The following is a 20198-nucleotide window of genomic DNA, read 5'->3' on the forward strand; positions in this document are numbered from 1 at the left end:
TTTGGAAAATATTCATGAAAACAATAGAAACTGATTACTGTATCATTGGTGCTGGTGTTGTAGGTTTAGCTATAGCGCGAGAGCTATCGCTTAAAAAAAAGAAAAAAATTATTGTGTGCGAAAAAGAAGCATTGGCAGGCTGCCATGCTTCAGGCAGAAATAGCGGGGTACTGCATGCAGGCATTTATTATTCAACTGGTAGCATGAAAGCGCATACCTGTGTAGAGGGCAACAGATTGATGAAATCATTCTGTAGATCAAAAGGGGTTAAGGTTAATGAAACAGGCAAGGTCATTGTGGCAAAGAATGAAGCACAATTGCCCACTTTGCATTTGCTGTATGAGCGCGCACGTAATAATGGAGTCCAGGTCCAATTAATTAATGTAAAACAATTAGCTGCTATTGAACCTTGTGCAAAGACGTATAATGAAGCGTTATTTTCACCACAAACAGCGGTTGTTGATCCAAAGGCAGTGATGCAGGCATTATATGAAGACTGTGCGCAAAGGGGAGTAACGGTGCTATTTAATACACCGTTTTTTTGTTTTGACGACAGTGCTACTGTGATTGCTGGTCAGTATGCAATACAATTTGAAAAGCTCATTAACTGTGCTGGTGCATACAGTGATATCATTGCACATTCACGGGGGCTTGCACGTCATTTGACGTTAATACCGTTTAAAGGGATTTATGCCAAATTAAAAAAAACAAGCAGGCTTAAAATTAACGGCAACATATATCCCGTGCCCGATGTTCGCAATCCATTTTTGGGTGTGCATTTTACTGCTAATCCCCATGGCGATGTGTATATTGGACCCACGGCTATGCCCGTGTTTGGCCGTGAGCACTATGGGTTGCTCAAAGGTCTTGGCACAGAAAGTGCCAGTATATTCTTCAAGGATGCAGTGCTGTTTTTTACAAATAAAAATTTCAGAACCGTTGCGCTAGAGGAGCCAAAAAAATATATCCCCTATTTCTTTTACAAGGATGCAAAAGAATTGGTACAAAATCTTTTGTTCAGTGATATTGAACCAACAATAAAATCAGGCATACGTCCACAGCTGGTTGACTGGTCCAAAAAGGAGCTGGTGATGGATTTTAGCGTGTTTGCAGATGCAAATACAGTGCACGTGTTAAATGCAGTGTCGCCAGCATTCACTGCATCTATGGCATTTGCAAAATTAATAGTTGATAAATATTGTATATAATAATTGAAATGTTTTTTATAGGCGATAGTTTTATCTATACACTATTGCAGATAAATGTAGCATGTTATTAGTATGGTGTTAGTTTATACGGAGCGCATTGTTTTAAACTAAAGTGCTTTCATTACATTCCTTTGTTGATTGACCTGGTATACAAAAGTTAATAATAAAATCTATTTTTTAATTGAAGGAGTTGAAATATGAAAATTAGTGTTGTTGGTACAGGGTATGTGGGACTAGTTACAGGTACTTGTTTTGCTGTAATGGGGAATACTGTTATCTGTGTTGATAGCGACAGTGAAAAAGTGGAAAAGCTAAAAAAGGGAATTATCCCAATCTATGAACCAGGCCTGGATGAACTTGTTATTGAAAATTACAAAAAGGGAAATCTGCAGTTTACCACCGATATAAAAGAAGCACTGGAAAAAACCAATGTGCTTTTTATTGCGGTGGGCACTCCTATGGGTGAGGATGGCAGTGCTGATTTACGTCATGTCCTTGATGTGGCCCAATCAATTGGAAAATATATGACACATGACATGATTGTGGTGGATAAATCAACAGTACCGGTTGGCACCGCAGAAAAGGTTAAGGCAACCATTTTAGAGGAGTTAAAAAAACGAAAAGCCTCCTTCAAAATAACAGTAGTGAGCAATCCTGAATTTTTAAAAGAAGGTGCTGCAGTTGAAGATTTTATGCGTCCTGACAGAGTCATCATTGGTACTGATGATGAAGAAGCACTTGCTATAATGAAAGAGCTGTATGCTCCATTTACGCACAGCCATGAGCGATTTATAGCCATGGATATACGCAGTGCTGAGATGACAAAGTATGCTGCAAATGCCATGTTGGCTACAAAGATAAGCTTTATGAATGAAATAGCCAATATATGCGAAAGAGTTGGGGCTGATGTCAACATGGTGCGTATTGGTATTGGCAGCGACCACAGAATTGGGTATAGCTTTATTTATCCGGGTGTTGGATATGGTGGATCCTGCTTTCCCAAGGACGTACAGGCATTAATTAAAACGGCCAAAGATTATGGGTATGAGCCAAAGATTATTACAGCTGTTGAAGAGGTAAATGCAAAACAGAAACTTTTGCTGGTCAACAAGGTTGTAAAGCGCTTTGGTGAGGATCTCTCTGGGAAGGTGTTTGCAATATGGGGACTTGCATTTAAGCCGGAAACCGATGATATGCGCGAGGCGGCAAGCATTACTATCATAAAGGAATTACTAAAAAGAAATGCAAAGGTTAAAGCCTATGATCCTAAAGCAACAGAGCAGGCAAAAGGGTTTTATCTTAAGGGATTACAGAATATAGAATATTGCGATAGTAAATATGACGCACTCAATGGTGCTGATGCATTGTTGCTTATTACAGAATGGAAGGAATTCCGAAGCCCGGATTTTGATGAGATCAAAAAGCGGCTTAAAAACCCTATTATTTTTGATGGAAGGAATCAGTACAACATCAAAAAATTAACAAAAGAAGGTTTTGAAATTTACCAGATAGGCGTTGGTCAAATTAAGTAGTTTTTATAAAGAAATATTACGCAGAGTACACAGAGGGGCTCTCCCATTTTTCTGTGTATACTCTGCGTACGCACGACGGTATTAAAAATAGTAGCGAGCTCCCAGGCCTCCGCGGATATCAAAATCAATATCGGGAATTATACGCAATGCAGGCACCAGTTCCAGAAATATGCCTATTGGAACTTTAGTAAAAGTGTATTCCAGTCCAAAAGGTATTCTTACATCGATTCTATTTTCTTCTTCATGTTCATCTCGTTTGTCTTTTTCCCAATTATGAAAACCGCCACCAACACCAATGTAAAATGCCAGTTCACTTACTGGGAAAACTCCGTGGAAGTGGTGCAAGTAATCTGCATATATGTAAAGATCATCGGCAGATTCACCAATGCCAAAGTCAATGGCATCGCTTTTACCCATAAAAATTTTAGCTGTTAAACCGGATGGGTCACCCAAAATAAAACCTGCACCAATAGTATTTGCAGCAACCAGCGGGGTGGTGAGCAGTGAAAGGATTATCACAGGTAACAGTAATTTTTGCATTGGTCCACCTCATTCAATGTCACATTAATTGTACGTGCTGCCTGATAGTAAATATTCAATAATTACATACGTCAATTCAATTTTTATTGCCATTTTATGGCTACATAAAATTTTTAGCATGATTTATCCAATGTAATATAATAATTAGATAGTAGTATATGTATGGATAAAAAGGGTACTATATACAATGATATATCCTGCAACGGATACATACATCAATAACGCTGCACAGGCTATACAAAAAGGGGAAGGTGTTGCATTCCCAACTGAAACGGTGTATGGTCTGGGCGCAAATGCCCTGAATGCTACTGCAGTAGCAAAAATTTTTGAAATTAAACAAAGGCCTTTTTTTGATCCACTTATTGTGCACGTAGATTCGCACGAAATGGTAAAAGAAGTGGTGGCCTCAGTTCCGGATATTGCTGCTCGGTGTATGGAAACTTTCTGGCCTGGTCCGTTAACGCTGGTACTTCCAAAGAAACATATTATACCTGAGATAGTTACTGCGGGATTGGATACAGTTGCGGTGAGGATGCCCAAACATCAAGTGGCACAAAAACTGATACAAAAAAGTGGCGTCCCAATAGCGGCACCAAGCGCAAACCCTTTTGGTTATTTGAGCCCAACCACTGCTGGTCATGTTGCCTCACAATTAGGAGATAAGGTTGCTATAATTCTTGATGGTGGACAATGCCCCATTGGAGTTGAATCAACAATTATCAAAGTTGATGGTGAATCAATCATTGTGCTGCGGCATGGCGGTGTGCCGGTTGAAGAAATTGAAGCCATTGCAGGAAGTGTAACTGTCACACGTTCGGTCATGGTGGAAGCACCAGGACAGTTGCCCTTCCATTATGCTCCCCACACAAAGATTGTGCTAATTAAAACTCTTGATAATGTACCTGATGACAGTTCATGCGGATTGCTTCTTTTTAAAAAAAGAAAGCTTCAATATAAAAATATACATATACTGTATCTATCAGATGATGGTGATATGCGGCAGGCTGCAGCCAACCTCTTTACATGCCTTCATGCACTTGATGCAATGAATCTGTCGGTGATTTATGCCGAGGAGGTGCCTCAGGTAGGATTGGGAAAGGCCATCATGGACAGATTACTAAAAGCAAAGGCGCGCCACAGTTGATTCTTTAGTATAGCTTTTTAGCGTGCAAATTTTGTTTGTCACAGTAACTGTCGCCAATAATATGATTGACATGCTATGGTTTTATAGCATATAAAAATTATACTATATGCAATGGAGCTGGTTCAGGCTCTATTGTATTGCACGTCAAGTCCGTAATGGCATACTCACAATCCTGTTTTAAAAGGAGTTGGAGCATGATACAATTTGATTTTAATTATTTTATGGATGAGCATATTGGAGCTGTCCATGGCATTTCAAAAGATGATATAAATGCACTTACCCCCAAATGTGATGCTGCACTCAAAAGAATGGATGATGAAAAGGCTAAAGGGTTGCTGGGTTTTTTGGAGCTGCCATTTGCCACAGATATTGTAAATGATATCCGCACATATAAAAATACAGTATCATGGTGTGATACGATAGCTCTTGTTGGCATTGGCGGGTCAGCATTGGGACCACAAGCGTTGAAAAATGCACTTGCAGATATCTATCTTAATGAATTGCCAGAAAAAAGCCGTGGGAAACGATGTAAAGCATATTTTTTTGACAATGTGGACCCCGGTGAGATGCAGTCGCTTTTGCAGATACTGAATATACCATCAACGCTGTTTTTAATAATATCAAAATCAGGAGGAACTACCGAAACCAATGCAAACTTTGCAATTGTGCTGGATGCAATAAAGAAACACACAAAAGATTACGCTAAACATATTGTAACAATAACAGATCCACAGAAGGGTGTATTGCGCCAGATTACACAAGAGGAAGGATTTGTTTCATTCCCTGTTCCGCCAAATGTTGGCGGTAGGTTTTCCGTACTGTCAGCGGTAGGGCTGGTGATTGCAGAATTTTTAGGCATTGACACGTTGAAGCTCTTGAAAGGTGCAGGTGATGTTGTTGAAAAATACTATGGGAGGGATGTTTGGCACAATGCTCCGCTTTTAAATGCAGCATTCCATTACCTATTTGATGTAAAAAAGAACAAGCGTATCAATGTGCTTATGCCCTATACGCGCAAGCTCTACCTTTTTGCTGATTGGTATAGGCAGTTGTGGGCTGAATCGCTAGGAAAGCGGTTTGATGTGCAGGGCAACGAGGTTATGGTTGGGCTTACTCCTGTTGCAGCGCTGGGGACAATTGATCAGCATTCACAGCTTCAGTTATATCTGGAAGGCCCAAATGACAAGGTTATTACTTTTCTTAAGCTAAAAGACTTTGGAACTGATATACTAATGCCTGAGTTTTACAAAGGCAAAGTAGAACTTGAGTATCTTTCGGGAAAAAGCCTTCGCAGGCTTAATGAATTTGAAGAGCAGGCTACTGAACTTGTATTAAAAGAAGCATCACGCCCCAATGCATCTATTATTCTTGAAAGGCTTGATGAAGAGACAATTGGCCAGTTGATCATGTTTCTTGAAATGCAGACAGCATATGCAGGATATCTGTATAATATAAATCCTTATGACCAGCCTGCAGTGGAACAGGGTAAACGGTTTACTTTTGGACTTTTAGACAGGCCTGGTTACCAGGAGTATAAAGACAACTTTGTGAAAGGCTATATAAAAAAAGAATCATATATACTGTGAAATTTTTTGACAATCATGAAGATTAAAACCCCGCTTTTTATTGTGTTTGAAGGAATAGATGGTGCAGGCAAATCCACTCAGGCAAATCTTTTATATGCGTACTGTAAAGGAAAAACTAACGCAGCTTTATTGCAGGAGCCAACAGATAGCCAGTATGGCAAAAAGCTTCGTGACATATTAAAAGGCAAAATTGCAGGAACCCGGCAGGAGCTTCTTTCATTATTTATTCAGGATAGGGCGTATGATGTTGAGCATAATATACGCCCATTATTGGAAAAAGGATATGTAGTGATAGTTGATAGATATTTTTATTCTACTGCGGCGTATCAAGCAGGGGATGATTTAAAACCAGTGGATATTGTGAGGATGAATATTGAAAAAGGTTTCCCGGTACCTGAGAGAGTATATTATATAGATATTGATCCCGTTTTAGCTTTGGAACGGATACATCAAAGGTCGGGCAACAACAAAGAGATATTTGACAAATTGCATGTTCTTGAAACGATAAGGAATAACTATTTATCGATAGCTGATAAAACCTTTGCATTCATTAATGGGAGTGGCCGTGGAGTTGAAGATATTTTTAAAGAAATACTAAATGATTTTACAAAACATTTTGTAACAGGATAAATAGACTTTGTATGAGGGTATTACGCCAATTAATTATTCAAGGGATAAATATTATTTTTCTTTCCTCTTTGCTGTGTATGGGGTGGACGCTTTATACAGCCCATATTGAGGGCAATCTTCTTGTTATCTTTATAGTGTTTTCTACTGTGATGGTATTCCCGCTGTATACCCATTACATTGAACGGTTGTATAAAAAGATCATTCCTCTTAAATATGAAGACCTATATATTCAGACAGTGGATAGTTTTTTGTCGCTGGAATCGTTTGATGACATTATTAAGGAAATATTTGATAAAGTGTTACAGTATATAGGTGTTAGATCAGGTCTTTTAATATTTTATTCACACAATACAGATGATTATACCATCTATTATCAGAAACAGCACAAACAGAAAATCATTCGCAAAGCCCATATTGATAAAAATAATATTATATTCAGAGTTATTCAATCCAGCGATGATATTCTGATAAAAAGCAAGATGGATCCTTCGTTGCATTTTCAAAGAACTATCATGTTTGAGATGGAAAAGCTAAATGGTGAAATTATAATTCCTATTTACTATCATAATATTTTTTTAGGACTTATGGTCATTGGCGAAATGAAAAGAAGAATAGCAAAACGGGATATTTTGATGCTAAAGGCCCTGGCGTCAAAGATTGCTACAGTTGCGGTGAATAGCTTTTTTGTGCATGAATTAATTAGAAGCAAGGAAATTGAAAAGGAGTACGAAATGGGGTATAAAGTGCTAAAACAGTTTATGCCTCCTGATACTGGTGTTATCCAGAATGTCCGATATACAATAGTAAAAAATAATTCCAGCGCAACTACATATTATTTTAATATTTATAGCCCTGATACATGGACTACATATATTGCAGTATGCCCATTGCAGTCAAAAATTTCATTATTATCGTTACAGATACCTGCAATCAGTGTATTATTACAGAGTTATTCACGGCTTGGTTTTGGACCAGACAATATTATAAAAAAAATAAATGAAGTATTAACTAAAAAAGAATTAATTGAAAATGATTTACCTTTGATAATAGTAAAGAAGAAAAAGAAACAATATTGTGTTAGTAGATCCCGGGACTGTGATATAAAGATATATTTTCAGAAAAAGAAAAGAATTTTTCATCTTGTTCTTAGTAATAAAGTGAATCAAATTAAAAATATTAATAAACTTATAATAACTGCAAAAGATTTGCCACAGATAGTAAAAGAAAGTTTGAACATTGAACACCTCGCATTGCCTGATGATTTTACTAAACATGAAGATAATTTTATTTTGATACTTCAAGAAATTGTATGAAAAAACAAATACTTATCTATAGTTTCAGTGTTATATACATTCTATTATTTATTATAACGGTTTTTGATGGTTATACAAATGCAACCTATTACCCTTTTGACAGGTTATTGGTTGGCAGCACATTTTATTATCGTTTGAAAGATAATCCGCAGGCGGCATTCAATTCAAAGTTGCTTAAATGCAACAAGCTGTCAGTAAAAGAAAATTTAAATTCAATAGCAGAGTGGGAATGTATTGTTGAAATCAATAATAAAAAAGTTACGCAGCGTTTTGCCAGTAATAATATTATTTCACGATGGCTGGTTTTGCTGCTCACATTTTCTTCAATACTTTTAGTTGTGTGGGCCATTGGTGTATATTATGCTCGCAAAGACATATTTGCTGATGTATTCATGTTGCTGGCAGCTGCAGTTGCTTTAAATTGTGTGGAATATATTGATCTGTTTTTTGTTCATAGATTGCATGCTATTTTCCCTCTTATCAGTTCAACAGTCCCTTTTTCACTGTTTACTATTGTGTATATGATGAATGACAGTATAGCAATGCAAAAAAAATTCTGGTACTGGGCAATAGGGATAATTGGTGTTACATTAAGCGCTCTATCGTTTTTCAATACACTACCCTTTGAAGTGATATTTAAGCTTTATGCTGTAATTATGATTGTGTTATTTATTGTGGCCATATTTTTTTTGCTTTTTAAAAATGACAACAGAGCAAAGTTTTTAATAAAAAGAAATATTGTAATAGCAGGGGGAATTATAGTAGGCGGAGTATTGCCATTTGCGGTTTTGCTCATTGGCACAATAATTGATATTAAAGCATATATTTTGTTGTCACTTTTTTGTACTGTAGCAATACCAGTGAGTGTAGGCAATGGACTTTTAGCAAACTATAGCTTAGGTTCGGTGGCAAATCTTCAAAAAAACAGTATATCTATGGTTGTGGACAGTATCATTGCTGTGGTCATATCTACTGGATTGTTTTACATTTATAATTTTTATTCCATATTGCTATCGCCCCCTATTATTATTGCCCTTTTTGTTGCAATTATGCTAGTCATCCTCCATATACGAATGCTTATTATACGCACACTTGATGATATAATATTTTTGAAAAATGATGAATATGCACTGTCTCTGCAGCGCATAGCCGAAATTATAGCCTGGCCAAAGGATCTAAAAGAAAAACTTGATGCAATTGAAAATGAACTAAAAACATTAATTAAAGTTAAAAGGATAAGTTATGCTATCATTGATGACTATCATTATAATGATGACAGGATAACTGTTATAAGTGATATTTCTGAACTTGCCACTTTCTTCAATAAAAGGAGAGAACCCATTACATCAGCAAGTTTTTTTTCCAGCAGAGACTATGAAAGAGCTGTTGAAAGATATATTTCAGAACATGGCATTGAAGCATGTATCCCGGTATATATAGATGGTTCACTGAAAGGGATTCTCTTTGTTCATAACAAAGGTGACTATTTTACAAGCATGGAACTTAATTTCCTTTCTATGCTTGCATTGCAGGTGCACCAGTTAATTATAAACAGCAAAGCATTGGCAGAATATATCAATTCCCGTAATTATGAGAAGGAGCTTGATCTTGCCTCATACATACAAGTGCGTCTTTTCCCAAAACAGCCTCCTAAAGATTGTGGTATACAGTTTTCAATATATTCAAGACCATATTTAAAAGTCACTGGTGACTACTACGATATAATTCCGGTGGATAAAAACAGAGTGGCAGTTGTTATTGCAGATATTTCAGGCCATGGTCTGTCAGCTGCAATGATTTTATCAGCAACCAGTGCTATCATTAACGGCATGTTAAAAGAGAAAAAAAGTATTGATAAAGTTGTTGCCGAATTAAATCATTTTCTCACAATCAGGTATTCAGGATTTGAGCTTATCACGTTGTTTATTGGTTTATATAATAAACAAACCAGATCTATGGAGTATATTAATGCAGGTCACTTAGCACCTTTAGTAATCTTGAATGATAACAAGCTATGTCATCTGGAAGGAAGGTCAAAAATACTGGGTGTTGACCCAATAACACGATATTACTCATCACGGTATTCGTTTAGCCCTGGTGATCAGATGTTTCTTTATACTGATGGATTAACAGACCTATATAATAGCAACAGTGATATAACCTTTGGCGAAGATTCATTGAAAATACTACTGAGTCAATCTTTTGGAAAATCTATTGAGGAGAAAATTCATGCTATTACAGAAGGAATTATGGTATTTGGTCAGGAATATATCAAAGATGACATTACTATTATTGGCATGCATTTTGATTAATACAATAGTTGCTGGAAAAGCTGTTGCCAATATTAAACAGCAAGCCAATGATGTGTTAATGCCGGGTGCTACAGTATCGATGCCGGGTATCCCATCATATAGTGTTATCAACCCTGTTTTTGCGGATATTAATGAAGCGTTCTCACTACAATACAGATACGCACACATAAATAAAGGTGATATTGGAATGCATTATGCCGCCACAACCATCTTTGGGTTTACATGCGCCTATAGTACTGTGGAGGCGCTGTTTAAAGATGAAAATGTTGTAAAGACAGAAGGCCATTCCTGGTATTTTGCTAAAGGTATAATGCTTTCTGACTGGCTAGGTGTGGGTGTAAGTTATAACAGGTATACTGTCGAAAGTGAACCTGTGAAATCGTGGGGATATAGCTTGCTTTTGTTTCCCTCTAGATTTCTTTCGTTTGGTATGGTTGTAGATCATGCAAATGAGCCTTCATTGAATCAGACTACAGTAAAGCAGCGCCAATGGTATTCTATTGGGATTAGACCATTTGGGAATGTTATATCATTGGCATGGGATATAAAACGGTACAGAGGGGAAAAATGGGATGATGTGTTGCACATGTTCACTCTTTCAGGTATAGTGTGGCATGACATTATGTATTCTGTTCAATATGATACAGATAAAAATATATTCTTTGCTATGGCTATCCCATTTGATATATCAACCAGAACTGGTGGCACATCAATGTATGACTTTGGCTATATGAATTTTGATAAACAAAAGGCTACAGCGTATACGTTTGGTATAACATTGACGGAAGAGCGTTTCAGGAATGCATTCAGTTCCAAGATGCGGTATTTGTCGATAGTTCTACGGGAAGAGGTCAAGGAGATAAAAGAAAAAGGAGTATTTGAGCCATCACGGGCATCATTTTTTGATATTGTACGCTCACTGCGTGAAGCAATGTATGATAAAAGCATTGCTGGGATAGTCATACAGATAGATGCACCAGCATTAAATTTTGCCCAGGCACAGGAGTTGAGAGAAGAAATCAAACGCTGTAAACAGAAAGGCAAACCGGTTTATTGTATACTTGCATCGATGGGCAATTTAGAATACTATATTGCTTCGTCTGCTTCTACAATATTTTATGTTCCAAACCAGCCATTTGCCATTACAGGGCTTAAAGCTGAAGTGTATTTTTTCAAAGGGCTGCTTGATAAAGTGGGAGTGAAGTTTGAAGAAGTGAAAAAAGGGCAGTACAAGTCATTTGGCGAATCTTTTACACGTCAGCAGATGTCAGATGCTGCAAGGGAAAACATTATATCACTACTCAAAGACTTAAACCTGCAATTCATTAATGATATTGCAAAGGACAGGAATATTTCAGTAGGGGAAGTGGAGCAATGCATTGCAGCAGGAATGCTTACACCGCAGCAGGCAAAAGATAAAGGGTTTATAGATGAAATAGCAAGGCCATTTGATGTGATGCAGAGGCTTGGGGTTGAGCGATATGGGTTATCATACCTGGTTACATGCGAAAATTACATAGAAGAGAAGATGTTTGTATATGAGTGGGGCCAAAAGCCAAGGATAGCTGTTATCTATGTTGAGGGCAATATCATACGAGGTCAATCGAGGGAGGATGGAATCTTCCAGCCAACAATGATTGGGGACGTTAACTATCAGAAGTATCTTACAAAAGTATTTTCTGACAGGGATGTAAAGGCAGTTGTTATACGCATTAATTCTGGAGGTGGATCGGCAATAGCCTCTGATTTGATGTGGCATTCGCTTATGGCAATGAAAAAAAAGTATAAAAAGCCCGTGGTAATCTCATTTGGCAACATTGCTGCATCAGGTGGTTACTATATTGCTTGTACAAATGACACTGTTTTTACAAGCAAAGCAACCATTACAGGTTCAATTGGAGTGATTTTTGGCAAACTTAATTTGGAAGAGTTATACAATAAATTAGGAATCAATAAAGAAACAATCAAGATGAGTGAATTTGCTGACATATTTTCAGAGTCGCGCCCCTTTACCGAAAAGGAAAAACAGCTTATTCAAAAGAGTGTAGATTTTACGTATAATGAATTTATTAAGAAAGTAGAACTGGGGAGGAATATACCAGCCAGCACAATTCCGATGGTTGCTGAAGGTAAGGTCTTTACCGGTTCACAGGCTTTGCAGAATGGTCTTGCAGATAGGGAAGGTGGTCTTATTGCCGCGTTGTCCTATGCCGCTACGCTGGCAGGCATCAAAGGGGAATTCCAGGTGGAACAATTACCTCAAAAGGATATGGATTTACGAAAGATACTCAAAGGGACAAGCTTCCAGGCATCACTGTCAGGCATTCTGCAGTATGTACTGAATACAGTTATGTTTGAGTCGCTCTCTAACGAAGAAGTGTTGTTATTATATCCATATGATATAGTAATACAATAATATTTCACAATTTTTATCTACTTTTAATTCTTTGTTATTATCGCATTCTAAAAAGAAGGTTTTTGTGAAAATAAGAATATGTAAACTATTGTATTATGTACTGTTAATGGTATATGTAGTGTTATTTTCCTTTCCAGCCTATGCAAAACCCAAAGCAGGATTTGGCTTATTCAGAGGATATTCATCAGATGAAAATTATTTTGCATCCCTCATACGACAGCATTGCATAAATATTGCAGCATCGTTACAGATTTTTGATATACTAAACCCCGATAACCTTCTGCAACAGTTACAGCATTTGCCCTGTAAGGAGGAGCAATGCATAGTACAATTTGCACAACAGGCTGGTGTGCAGATTATTATTGGTGGCACAGTGGAGCGTGGTTCCAGAGGGTACACAATTACCATAAAAGCGTTTGGCTTTGACATGCCATATTATGGTACACAGATCTGTGATTATAAATCTAAAGTTGAAGTCAACATCCTTGACAGAGCTGACCGTGAAGCAAGCTATATTGCCGAAGAAATAGCATCACAGTTTATGGCCATGCTCTGTGAGAAGTACAGTGTACCCCTGATAGTGCACAACAACAGAGTTGTAAGTGACTATATCATTAATGGCAGGTATACATACTACACTGTACAGACTGTATATGAAGGATATTCAGTGCTTATTCCTGCCGGCAGTGTTGAAGTAAGTGACAATGTCATAAACGGTTCTGTGCCTGATGGCTGTGTTGTAGTGAAGGATTTCAGGAAAGAAGCTGCATATCTACAGCAGTTTTACTATGGTAGAAAGCGTGAAATTGTTTTCAAAAAAGGGCATGCGGAAGATAGCTGTACCCTCATGGCATTTACTGTACCAGCAAGTGCAACGATGCCTGTAATTGTGCCTCTCTTTGGTTACTATGCCAATGAGGACTACCACGGGCTTTTGTTATGGTCAGCTAATGTGCTGCCCTACGTTGGGGTACAGGTGTGGGGGTTTATGCACAGGCCTTCTGTTCTCAAACGTGAACATGAGGATATATCACGCCATTTGATGGCATCATATTACTTTGGGTGGTACATGCTTGTAGTTGGGGGGATGCCATCATTTGTAGATGCATTCTCGAATCAGTACCTTACACAGGCGCGCAGTTATAAGGGACAGGTACCAATCATGGGATCCACAACTACTGAAATATACCTTGCGCTGTTAGGTGGTGGAAGCGGATTGTTCTACAAAGGGCATCGAATGTGGGGCTATCTGTACTTTCACCTTACCAATATTTGCATGTATGGATTGCTGTATAATTATGCAAAACCAATGTGGTGGGATGAACAACATAACCGCTACACTACTGGTGCATCCAATACAAAAGCAGTGTATGTATATGCCGGGTTGCTATCGCTTATAAAAATTATGGAGATAGCTCATACATTGCATATACCCTATGAGCTATCGGTAACAGATGAAGGTAAATTTGTAAGAATCTTTCCTTTGTTAAAGATAAACCCCTATGAAAAGGTAGTAGGAATATCATGCGCTATGTATTTCTAATTGTATTTATAATGGTGTGCCAGCTGCCAGTATACGCAGATATGCCTGTTGATGTTGTTATAATTAACACAAGCATACAGACACCAATGATACAGGCATTGAGCAGCATAACAAAAGATGCAGTAAAAGAAGCATTTACTAGCTGCAGGCAGCTTGTCCCTGCTGATGTAGAAAGTTTCTACAGCATGACAGGTAGTCCGTCAGCTGGTGATATTACTGGCACAGCGCACCTGTACGGGGTGTCGCTTCTTGTGTACATGAGGGTCTTCCTTGTAGGTCCGGTGTATTACGGTGAGCTTTCATTTGTACCGCTTGATGATACAACCCCATTTAAAGAAGAAACTATAACAGTACAGGCTACTGTTGCTAAAAATATCCCCTTAAAAATTAAACGAGAAATTATCAGACGCCATACGGATGTACTACAGTGTACGGTAAAAATAAAAGTGGATGCCCACACTTACATTATTGATGCAGGACAGTGGCATGGGCTTGAGGTCAAAACATATACATTAAACAATGGGAAAAAGTGTGAAGTGAAAGTGCTGCATAGGTATAGTGCGTTGGTGCGGCTTGAAGATGAATATACAGTTGGTGATAAGCTGTCACTATCGTCAACTGTGAGCCGTAAAAAATTGCTTGATGCACTCACCTCAGCCATTCATGAAAATGTTGTGTACGAATATTCAGGCAAAAAATTGCTCAAAGGCGACAGTGACAGCAAGCGTGCAGTTGAGAGCTGTTGTATTGTTAATCCATTTGGCAATATTCTTCTTCCTGGGTATGGCGCATATCTTGCAACGCACTATCTGGGATTTACCCATTCTGAGCCAGACTGGTGGGGTGTGTATGCCGGTGCATTCACAGTGATTGGACAACTTTTACTTGTTCCGGCACTTGGCAACGGGAAAGTAAATTTTTTTCCGTGGATTAAAGATCATGATAAGACTGATGCCCTCTACCACCTACATTGGTATGTATGGGCAACGCTGCCGGTTACCTATACGGTTGCATTTTTTAATCAGCTTGCCTATGCATACCAAAAACAAAGGCTTCTGCCCCCATTTTTTGATGAAAGGAATGTAACTGCCCTACTTATTTCGGCGATAGTTCCGGGAGGAGGCCTTTTTTATAAAGGCCACAGGCTGTATGGATATGGGTACTGGCTATCAGAGTTTACACTTGGAGGATTGCTAGCATATAGCTTTCAGGATACATCAAAACGCTCACTGTGGGCTGGGATGATAGCGGGGATAAAACTGGTGGAGCTTTTCCACGCATGGATTGCATCGCCTGCATATACAGTCTATTCCTATGAGCTATCGCACACTACTGTCCCCATTAATATTGGGATAGGAGGCTTTAGCAGCGATGTGTGTTTTTATGCATATTTTTCCAAAAATTATTGAAGTGGCTACCATTTGTAATATAATTGATATACAAACTGTATGAAAGAAAGGAAAGCTATGTCTAGGAAGGCATTTTTAATATTAGAAGACGGAACTACATTCGAAGGCGTGGGCTTTGGATGGGATGGAGAAGCTATAGGCGAGGCTGTATTTAACACTTCTATGAGCGGATATCAGGAAGTGTTAACTGACCCATCGTACAGCGGGCAGATAGTTGCCATGACCTATCCTATGATTGGCAATTATGGCGTCAACGATGAGGATGTAGAATCATCAAGGGTTCAGGTGGCAGGTTTTGTTGTAAAGGAATACAGCAAACTGTATTCAAACCACAGAGCAACACGGTCGCTTCATGACTATCTGAAAGAATACAAGGTGCCGGGTATTGAATGTGTGGATACGCGTAAGCTGACACGCCACATTCGTGATAAAGGGGCGATGCGTGCAGGGATTTTCCCAGATAAAAAGGGAGCACTGGAAAAAGTGTTGGCTCACCCACAGATGGCAGGACTTGATTTGACTCGCAATGTCATGTGCAACAAACCGTACACGTTTGGACAGCATATCGATGCGGCACCTACCATTGCAGTCTTTGACTTTGGGGTTAAAACCAATATTTTGCGGCTTCTGAAAGCTGAGGGGTTTAATGTTATCGTGTATCCGGGCATAACGCCACTATCAGACGTATTGCAGAATAAACAAATAAAAGGAGTATTCTTATCTAATGGGCCAGGGGACCCTGATGCGGTTGACTATGCAAAAGTGCTGGTGAAAGATATTTTAAAAACAGGTATTCCATGTTTTGGTATATGCTTAGGGCATCAGCTGATAGCGCTGGGATTGGGAGCAAGGACATATAAACTTAAATTTGGCCATAGGGGTGCAAATCAGCCAGTGAAAAACCTTTTAAACGGGAAGGTAGAAATAACTTCTCAAAACCATGGGTTTGCAGTGGATTATGAATCAACTAAAAAACTTTCGGATATTGAAATTACTCACGTCAACTGCAACGATACTACTGTAGAAGGGTTGCGTCATAAAAAACTTCCAGTATTTTGCGTGCAGTATCATCCCGAAGCAAATCCTGGTCCGCATGATTCACGGTACCTGTTTAAAGATTTTTATACTATGGTGTCGCAGGCATAATTATAAAAATTTATTACAACAAACATCTGCTTAGGGCAGGTGTTTGGTATAAAGTAGTATATAATTTTTTTATAATGATTGTTGACAAATCACTGCCAAAAGGTAGCATTATTGATTCCCGCATAACTTTATGATTACACATAGCAGTTGATTATTAATTCATGTTTTTATACATTATGTACAGATATATTTATATATTTGTTATTGATAGAGGTTTCACCGTACTCAATGACAAGTATGCACGTAATGGATACGGAGGGATGGGTGCAAAAATCTAAATTTAAAATTTTGCTGGAGGAATTTCTGTGAGTGCAAAAGTACACAGCTGGAATGAGATTGCAATACATTCGGATAAAGAACCTCAATTAACAGAAAATGCGAAGATTGTCCTACAAAAGCGGTATTTAGCTAAAGATGAAGAGGGCAAATGCATAGAAACGCCCCGCCAGATGTTTGAGCGGATAGCAAAATATGTTGCTTCGGCTGATTTACTGTATGGAAAAGATTTACGTCATGTGAATCAGGTTGCAACCACATTTTATGAGATGATGGTTGATCTTCTGTTTATACCCAACAGCCCCACTTTAATGAATGCAGGAAGGCCTTTAGGGCAGCTTTCTGCGTGTTTTGTCCTGCCAGTGGAAGATTCAATGGATGGCATATTTGATGCAATTAAATACATGGCTTTGATTCATAAAAGCGGAGGAGGCACCGGTTTTTCGTTTTCGCGGTTGCGCCCTAAAAATGATGTAGTGCAGACAACAAAAGGTGTTTCAAGCGGCCCCGTATCATTTATGAATATCTTTAATGCAGCTACTGAAACCATAAAGCAGGGAGGCACCCGCCGTGGTGCTAATATGGCAATACTCCATGTAACCCATCCTGATATAATAGAATTCATACGTGCAAAGGAAAATAATGATGCATTGACCAATTTTAACTGTTCGGTAGCAGTAAGCGATGCGTTCATGAAAGCAGTTGAGGATGATGATGAATATGAACTTGTAAATCCTCGCAATGGCAAGCCTGCCGGAAAGCTCAAAGCCCGCGAAGTATTTGATCTTATTGTACAGATGGCATGGAAAAATGGTGAGCCGGGATTAGTATTTATTGACAGAATAAATGAAAAGAATGTGTTAAAGAAAGTTGGTCTGATAGAGAGCACCAATCCCTGTGGGGAACAGCCATTGCTTCCATACGAATCATGCAATCTTGGTTCCATTAACCTGGCCAGGTGTATTGTATATAATGGATCCACTGTAGCAGTTGATTATGAATTGTTAAAGGATATAACCTATAAGGCAGTGCATTTCCTTGACAATGTTATTGATGTCAACAAGTACCCGTTGCCAATGATTGAGGAAAATACAAAAGCAAATCGAAAAATTGGGCTTGGTGTTATGGGTTTTGCAGACATGCTCATTGCGATAGGTGTGCCGTATAATTCTGAAGCGGCCTTAAGTATTGCAAGAAATGTCATGGCAACTATTCAGGAAGCATCAAAAGATGCTTCACGTGCTCTGGCAAAAGAGCGCGGTGCATTCCCAAATTTTCCACTGTCTGAATATGCTGAAAAAGGCCAAGAGCCTTTGCGCAATGCAACTACAACAACAATAGCACCAACGGGCACCATAAGCATTATAGCCGGCACATCTAGCGGGATTGAGCCCATCTTTGCCCTTGCCTATGTACGCAACGTGCTGGATAATAACAAGCTTGTTGAATCACATCCACTGTTTGTAGACTACTGTAAACAAAAGGGCATTTACAGTGACAAGCTTATGCAGAAAGTTGCAAAAACGGGTTCAATAGCTCATATTGAAGAATTGCCAGACGATGTCAAGGCATTGTTTGTTACCGCTCATGACATAGCTCCTCATTGGCATGTGCGCATACAGGCAGCATTTCAGGAGTTTGTGGACAATGCTGTTTCAAAGACTGTAAATTTTCCAAATTCAGCAACTGTCAATGATATTGCAACTGTGTACAAATTGGCGTACCAGTTAGGGTGTAAAGGTATAACGGTATATAGAGATGGCTCGCGCGAGTCACAGGTGTTGCAGGTTCAAAGGGATGAAAAAGAAAAGCGTCCAGTAGTAAAAATACAGCCACGCCCGCGAAAAGAAGTAACCTGGGGGAAAACATTGAAAATGAACACAGGCTGCGGTTCGTTGTATGTAACTATTAACGAAGATGAACAGGGATTGTTTGAGGTTTTTGCCACCATGGGGAAAGCAGGGGGGTGTGCTGCAAGTCAAGCGGAAGCAGTAAGCAGGTTGATATCGCTTGCGCTTCGTTCGGGCATTGAACCACAGCAGATTATTAAGCAACTTAAAGGAGTGCGCTGTCCAAACCAAGCATGGGTCAAAGGGGGCAGGATCTATTCCTGTGCCGATGCAATTGCCAAAGCTATGGAGCGATATATACAACCTGACGCTCTTCAGGCTGACAATGTAGATGACATGAATAAAAATATAGCCGAAACAAATGGCAAGGGAGCGGACACCGTCATGGTTGGTGTGTGCCCTGAATGCCATGGGCCGCTGGAATTTGAAGGAGGCTGCTCAGTATGCCGAATATGTGGTTTTTCACGGTGCGGATAGTGCATGTTTCAGGTGTATTTTACTTTTGACATTGACAGGGAATTGGCTGCCAAACTGGAAGCGCATGCCCAAAGCATTTCCATATTGTATGATAAAAAAGCCATTATCGCACTTTTTAATTCAGAAGACGAAATACCTGTGTTTGCACGTGATTACATTCTCTCTGTAAATACACTTGATGAAGAAATATGGAAATATCGCTATTTAGATTCATTCAATGGTATAGCAGTCACATCATCAGTGTTTATTTATCCTGCAACAAAAGCAAATGTGTGCGATAGCTCATACAAATATTGCATTGCAATTAACCCAAAAGATGCCTTTGGGGATGGAACACATCCTACTACACGCATGTGCATTCAGTCATTGGAAATGATTGCCAAAGCTATCGCCCCTGAGCTTTGTGCAACATATACAGTATGTGATGTAGGGACAGGTACTGGCATCATAGCTATTGCAGCTGAGCTTTTTGGATTTGGCAGTATTGATGCGTGTGACATTGACCCTGTGGCAATTGAACGCGCAAAAGAAAATGCTGCCTACAATGGATGTAAAAACATTAATTTTTTTGTAAAAGATATTGCAGATATGCAAAATACAAAACAGTATAAAATTGTTGTTGCAAATTTATTGTCAGATATTATTGAGAAAAATGCGGATGTAATTGTGTCTTTGGTTGAAAAAGGTGGTACGTTAATTGTCAGCGGTATACATGACCGCTGGGCAAAAACCGTGCGTAAATTGCTTGCAACATATTGCAAGCTTGTAGATGATACTATCATGGACCAGTGGCATTGCATGGTATTTAATAAATAA

14 protein-coding genes are annotated in these 20198 nt (G+C 38.8%); 13 read left to right on the top strand and 1 reads right to left on the bottom strand.

Annotation, left to right across the window (positions count from 1 at the left end; translation table 11 throughout):
- Nucleotides 1-14 precede the first annotated feature (14 nt).
- Nucleotides 15-1208 (top strand): L-2-hydroxyglutarate oxidase, encoded by a 1194-nt coding sequence (gene lhgO, locus N3F66_04285; GenBank protein MCX8123365.1) that lies wholly within the window; start codon nucleotides 15-17, stop codon nucleotides 1206-1208.
- A gap of 197 nt (nucleotides 1209-1405) precedes the next feature.
- Nucleotides 1406-2740 (top strand): UDP-glucose/GDP-mannose dehydrogenase family protein, encoded by a 1335-nt coding sequence (locus N3F66_04290; protein ID MCX8123366.1) that lies wholly within the window; start codon nucleotides 1406-1408, stop codon nucleotides 2738-2740.
- A gap of 81 nt (nucleotides 2741-2821) precedes the next feature.
- On the opposite strand, the gene N3F66_04295 is transcribed toward N3F66_04290, so the two are convergent.
- The gene (locus tag N3F66_04295; GenBank protein MCX8123367.1) at nucleotides 2822-3280 is read right to left on the bottom strand and encodes a DUF3996 domain-containing protein; all 459 of its coding nucleotides are present in this window, start codon (nucleotides 3278-3280) and stop codon (nucleotides 2822-2824) included.
- 187 nt (nucleotides 3281-3467) lie between these two features.
- On the opposite strand from N3F66_04295, the gene N3F66_04300 reads away from it, so the two are divergent.
- From N3F66_04300 to N3F66_04350, 11 genes are all read left to right on the top strand, one after another.
- On the top strand, nucleotides 3468-4424 hold the full coding sequence (locus N3F66_04300; GenBank protein ID MCX8123368.1) for an L-threonylcarbamoyladenylate synthase: 957 nt from the start codon (nucleotides 3468-3470) through the stop codon (nucleotides 4422-4424).
- Nucleotides 4425-4618: 194 nt separating this feature from the next.
- Nucleotides 4619-6010 carry a glucose-6-phosphate isomerase gene (locus N3F66_04305; GenBank protein ID MCX8123369.1) on the top strand — a complete coding sequence of 464 codons (1392 nt, stop codon included), beginning with the start codon at nucleotides 4619-4621 and terminating at the stop codon, nucleotides 6008-6010.
- A 15-nt stretch (nucleotides 6011-6025) separates the two neighbouring features.
- Nucleotides 6026-6640, top strand: coding sequence for a dTMP kinase (gene tmk, locus N3F66_04310; GenBank protein ID MCX8123370.1), 615 nt, complete (start codon nucleotides 6026-6028; stop codon nucleotides 6638-6640).
- An 11-nt stretch (nucleotides 6641-6651) separates the two neighbouring features.
- A complete protein-coding gene (locus N3F66_04315; GenBank protein ID MCX8123371.1) occupies nucleotides 6652-7953 on the top strand; it encodes a hypothetical protein in 1302 nt (433 codons plus the stop codon).
- Nucleotides 7950-10265, top strand: a complete 2316-nt coding sequence (locus N3F66_04320; protein MCX8123372.1) for a SpoIIE family protein phosphatase — start codon at nucleotides 7950-7952, stop codon at nucleotides 10263-10265. Before N3F66_04315 ends, N3F66_04320 begins: the two co-directional genes overlap by 4 nt.
- Nucleotides 10183-12681: a signal peptide peptidase SppA gene (sppA, locus tag N3F66_04325; GenBank protein ID MCX8123373.1), complete on the top strand. Its 2499-nt coding sequence runs from the start codon at nucleotides 10183-10185 to the stop codon at nucleotides 12679-12681. Before N3F66_04320 ends, sppA begins: the two co-directional genes overlap by 83 nt.
- A 64-nt stretch (nucleotides 12682-12745) precedes the next feature.
- Nucleotides 12746-14224 (top strand): hypothetical protein, encoded by a 1479-nt coding sequence (locus N3F66_04330; GenBank protein MCX8123374.1) that lies wholly within the window; start codon nucleotides 12746-12748, stop codon nucleotides 14222-14224.
- Nucleotides 14206-15633: a hypothetical protein gene (locus N3F66_04335; protein MCX8123375.1), complete on the top strand. Its 1428-nt coding sequence runs from the start codon at nucleotides 14206-14208 to the stop codon at nucleotides 15631-15633. The genes N3F66_04330 and N3F66_04335 overlap by 19 nt, the downstream gene beginning before the upstream one ends.
- Nucleotides 15634-15690: 57 nt before the next feature.
- Complete coding sequence (gene carA, locus N3F66_04340; GenBank protein MCX8123376.1) at nucleotides 15691-16779, top strand: glutamine-hydrolyzing carbamoyl-phosphate synthase small subunit; 1089 nt, start codon at nucleotides 15691-15693, stop codon at nucleotides 16777-16779.
- Between the two features lie 305 nt (nucleotides 16780-17084).
- Nucleotides 17085-19382, top strand: a complete 2298-nt coding sequence (locus N3F66_04345) for a vitamin B12-dependent ribonucleotide reductase (protein ID MCX8123377.1) — start codon at nucleotides 17085-17087, stop codon at nucleotides 19380-19382.
- A 3-nt stretch (nucleotides 19383-19385) separates the two neighbouring features.
- The gene (locus tag N3F66_04350) at nucleotides 19386-20198 is read left to right on the top strand and encodes a 50S ribosomal protein L11 methyltransferase (protein ID MCX8123378.1); all 813 of its coding nucleotides are present in this window, start codon (nucleotides 19386-19388) and stop codon (nucleotides 20196-20198) included.

The sequence above is a fragment of the Spirochaetota bacterium genome (assembly GCA_026414805.1).
Taxonomy (GTDB): domain Bacteria; phylum Spirochaetota; class UBA4802; order UBA4802; family UB4802; genus UBA4802.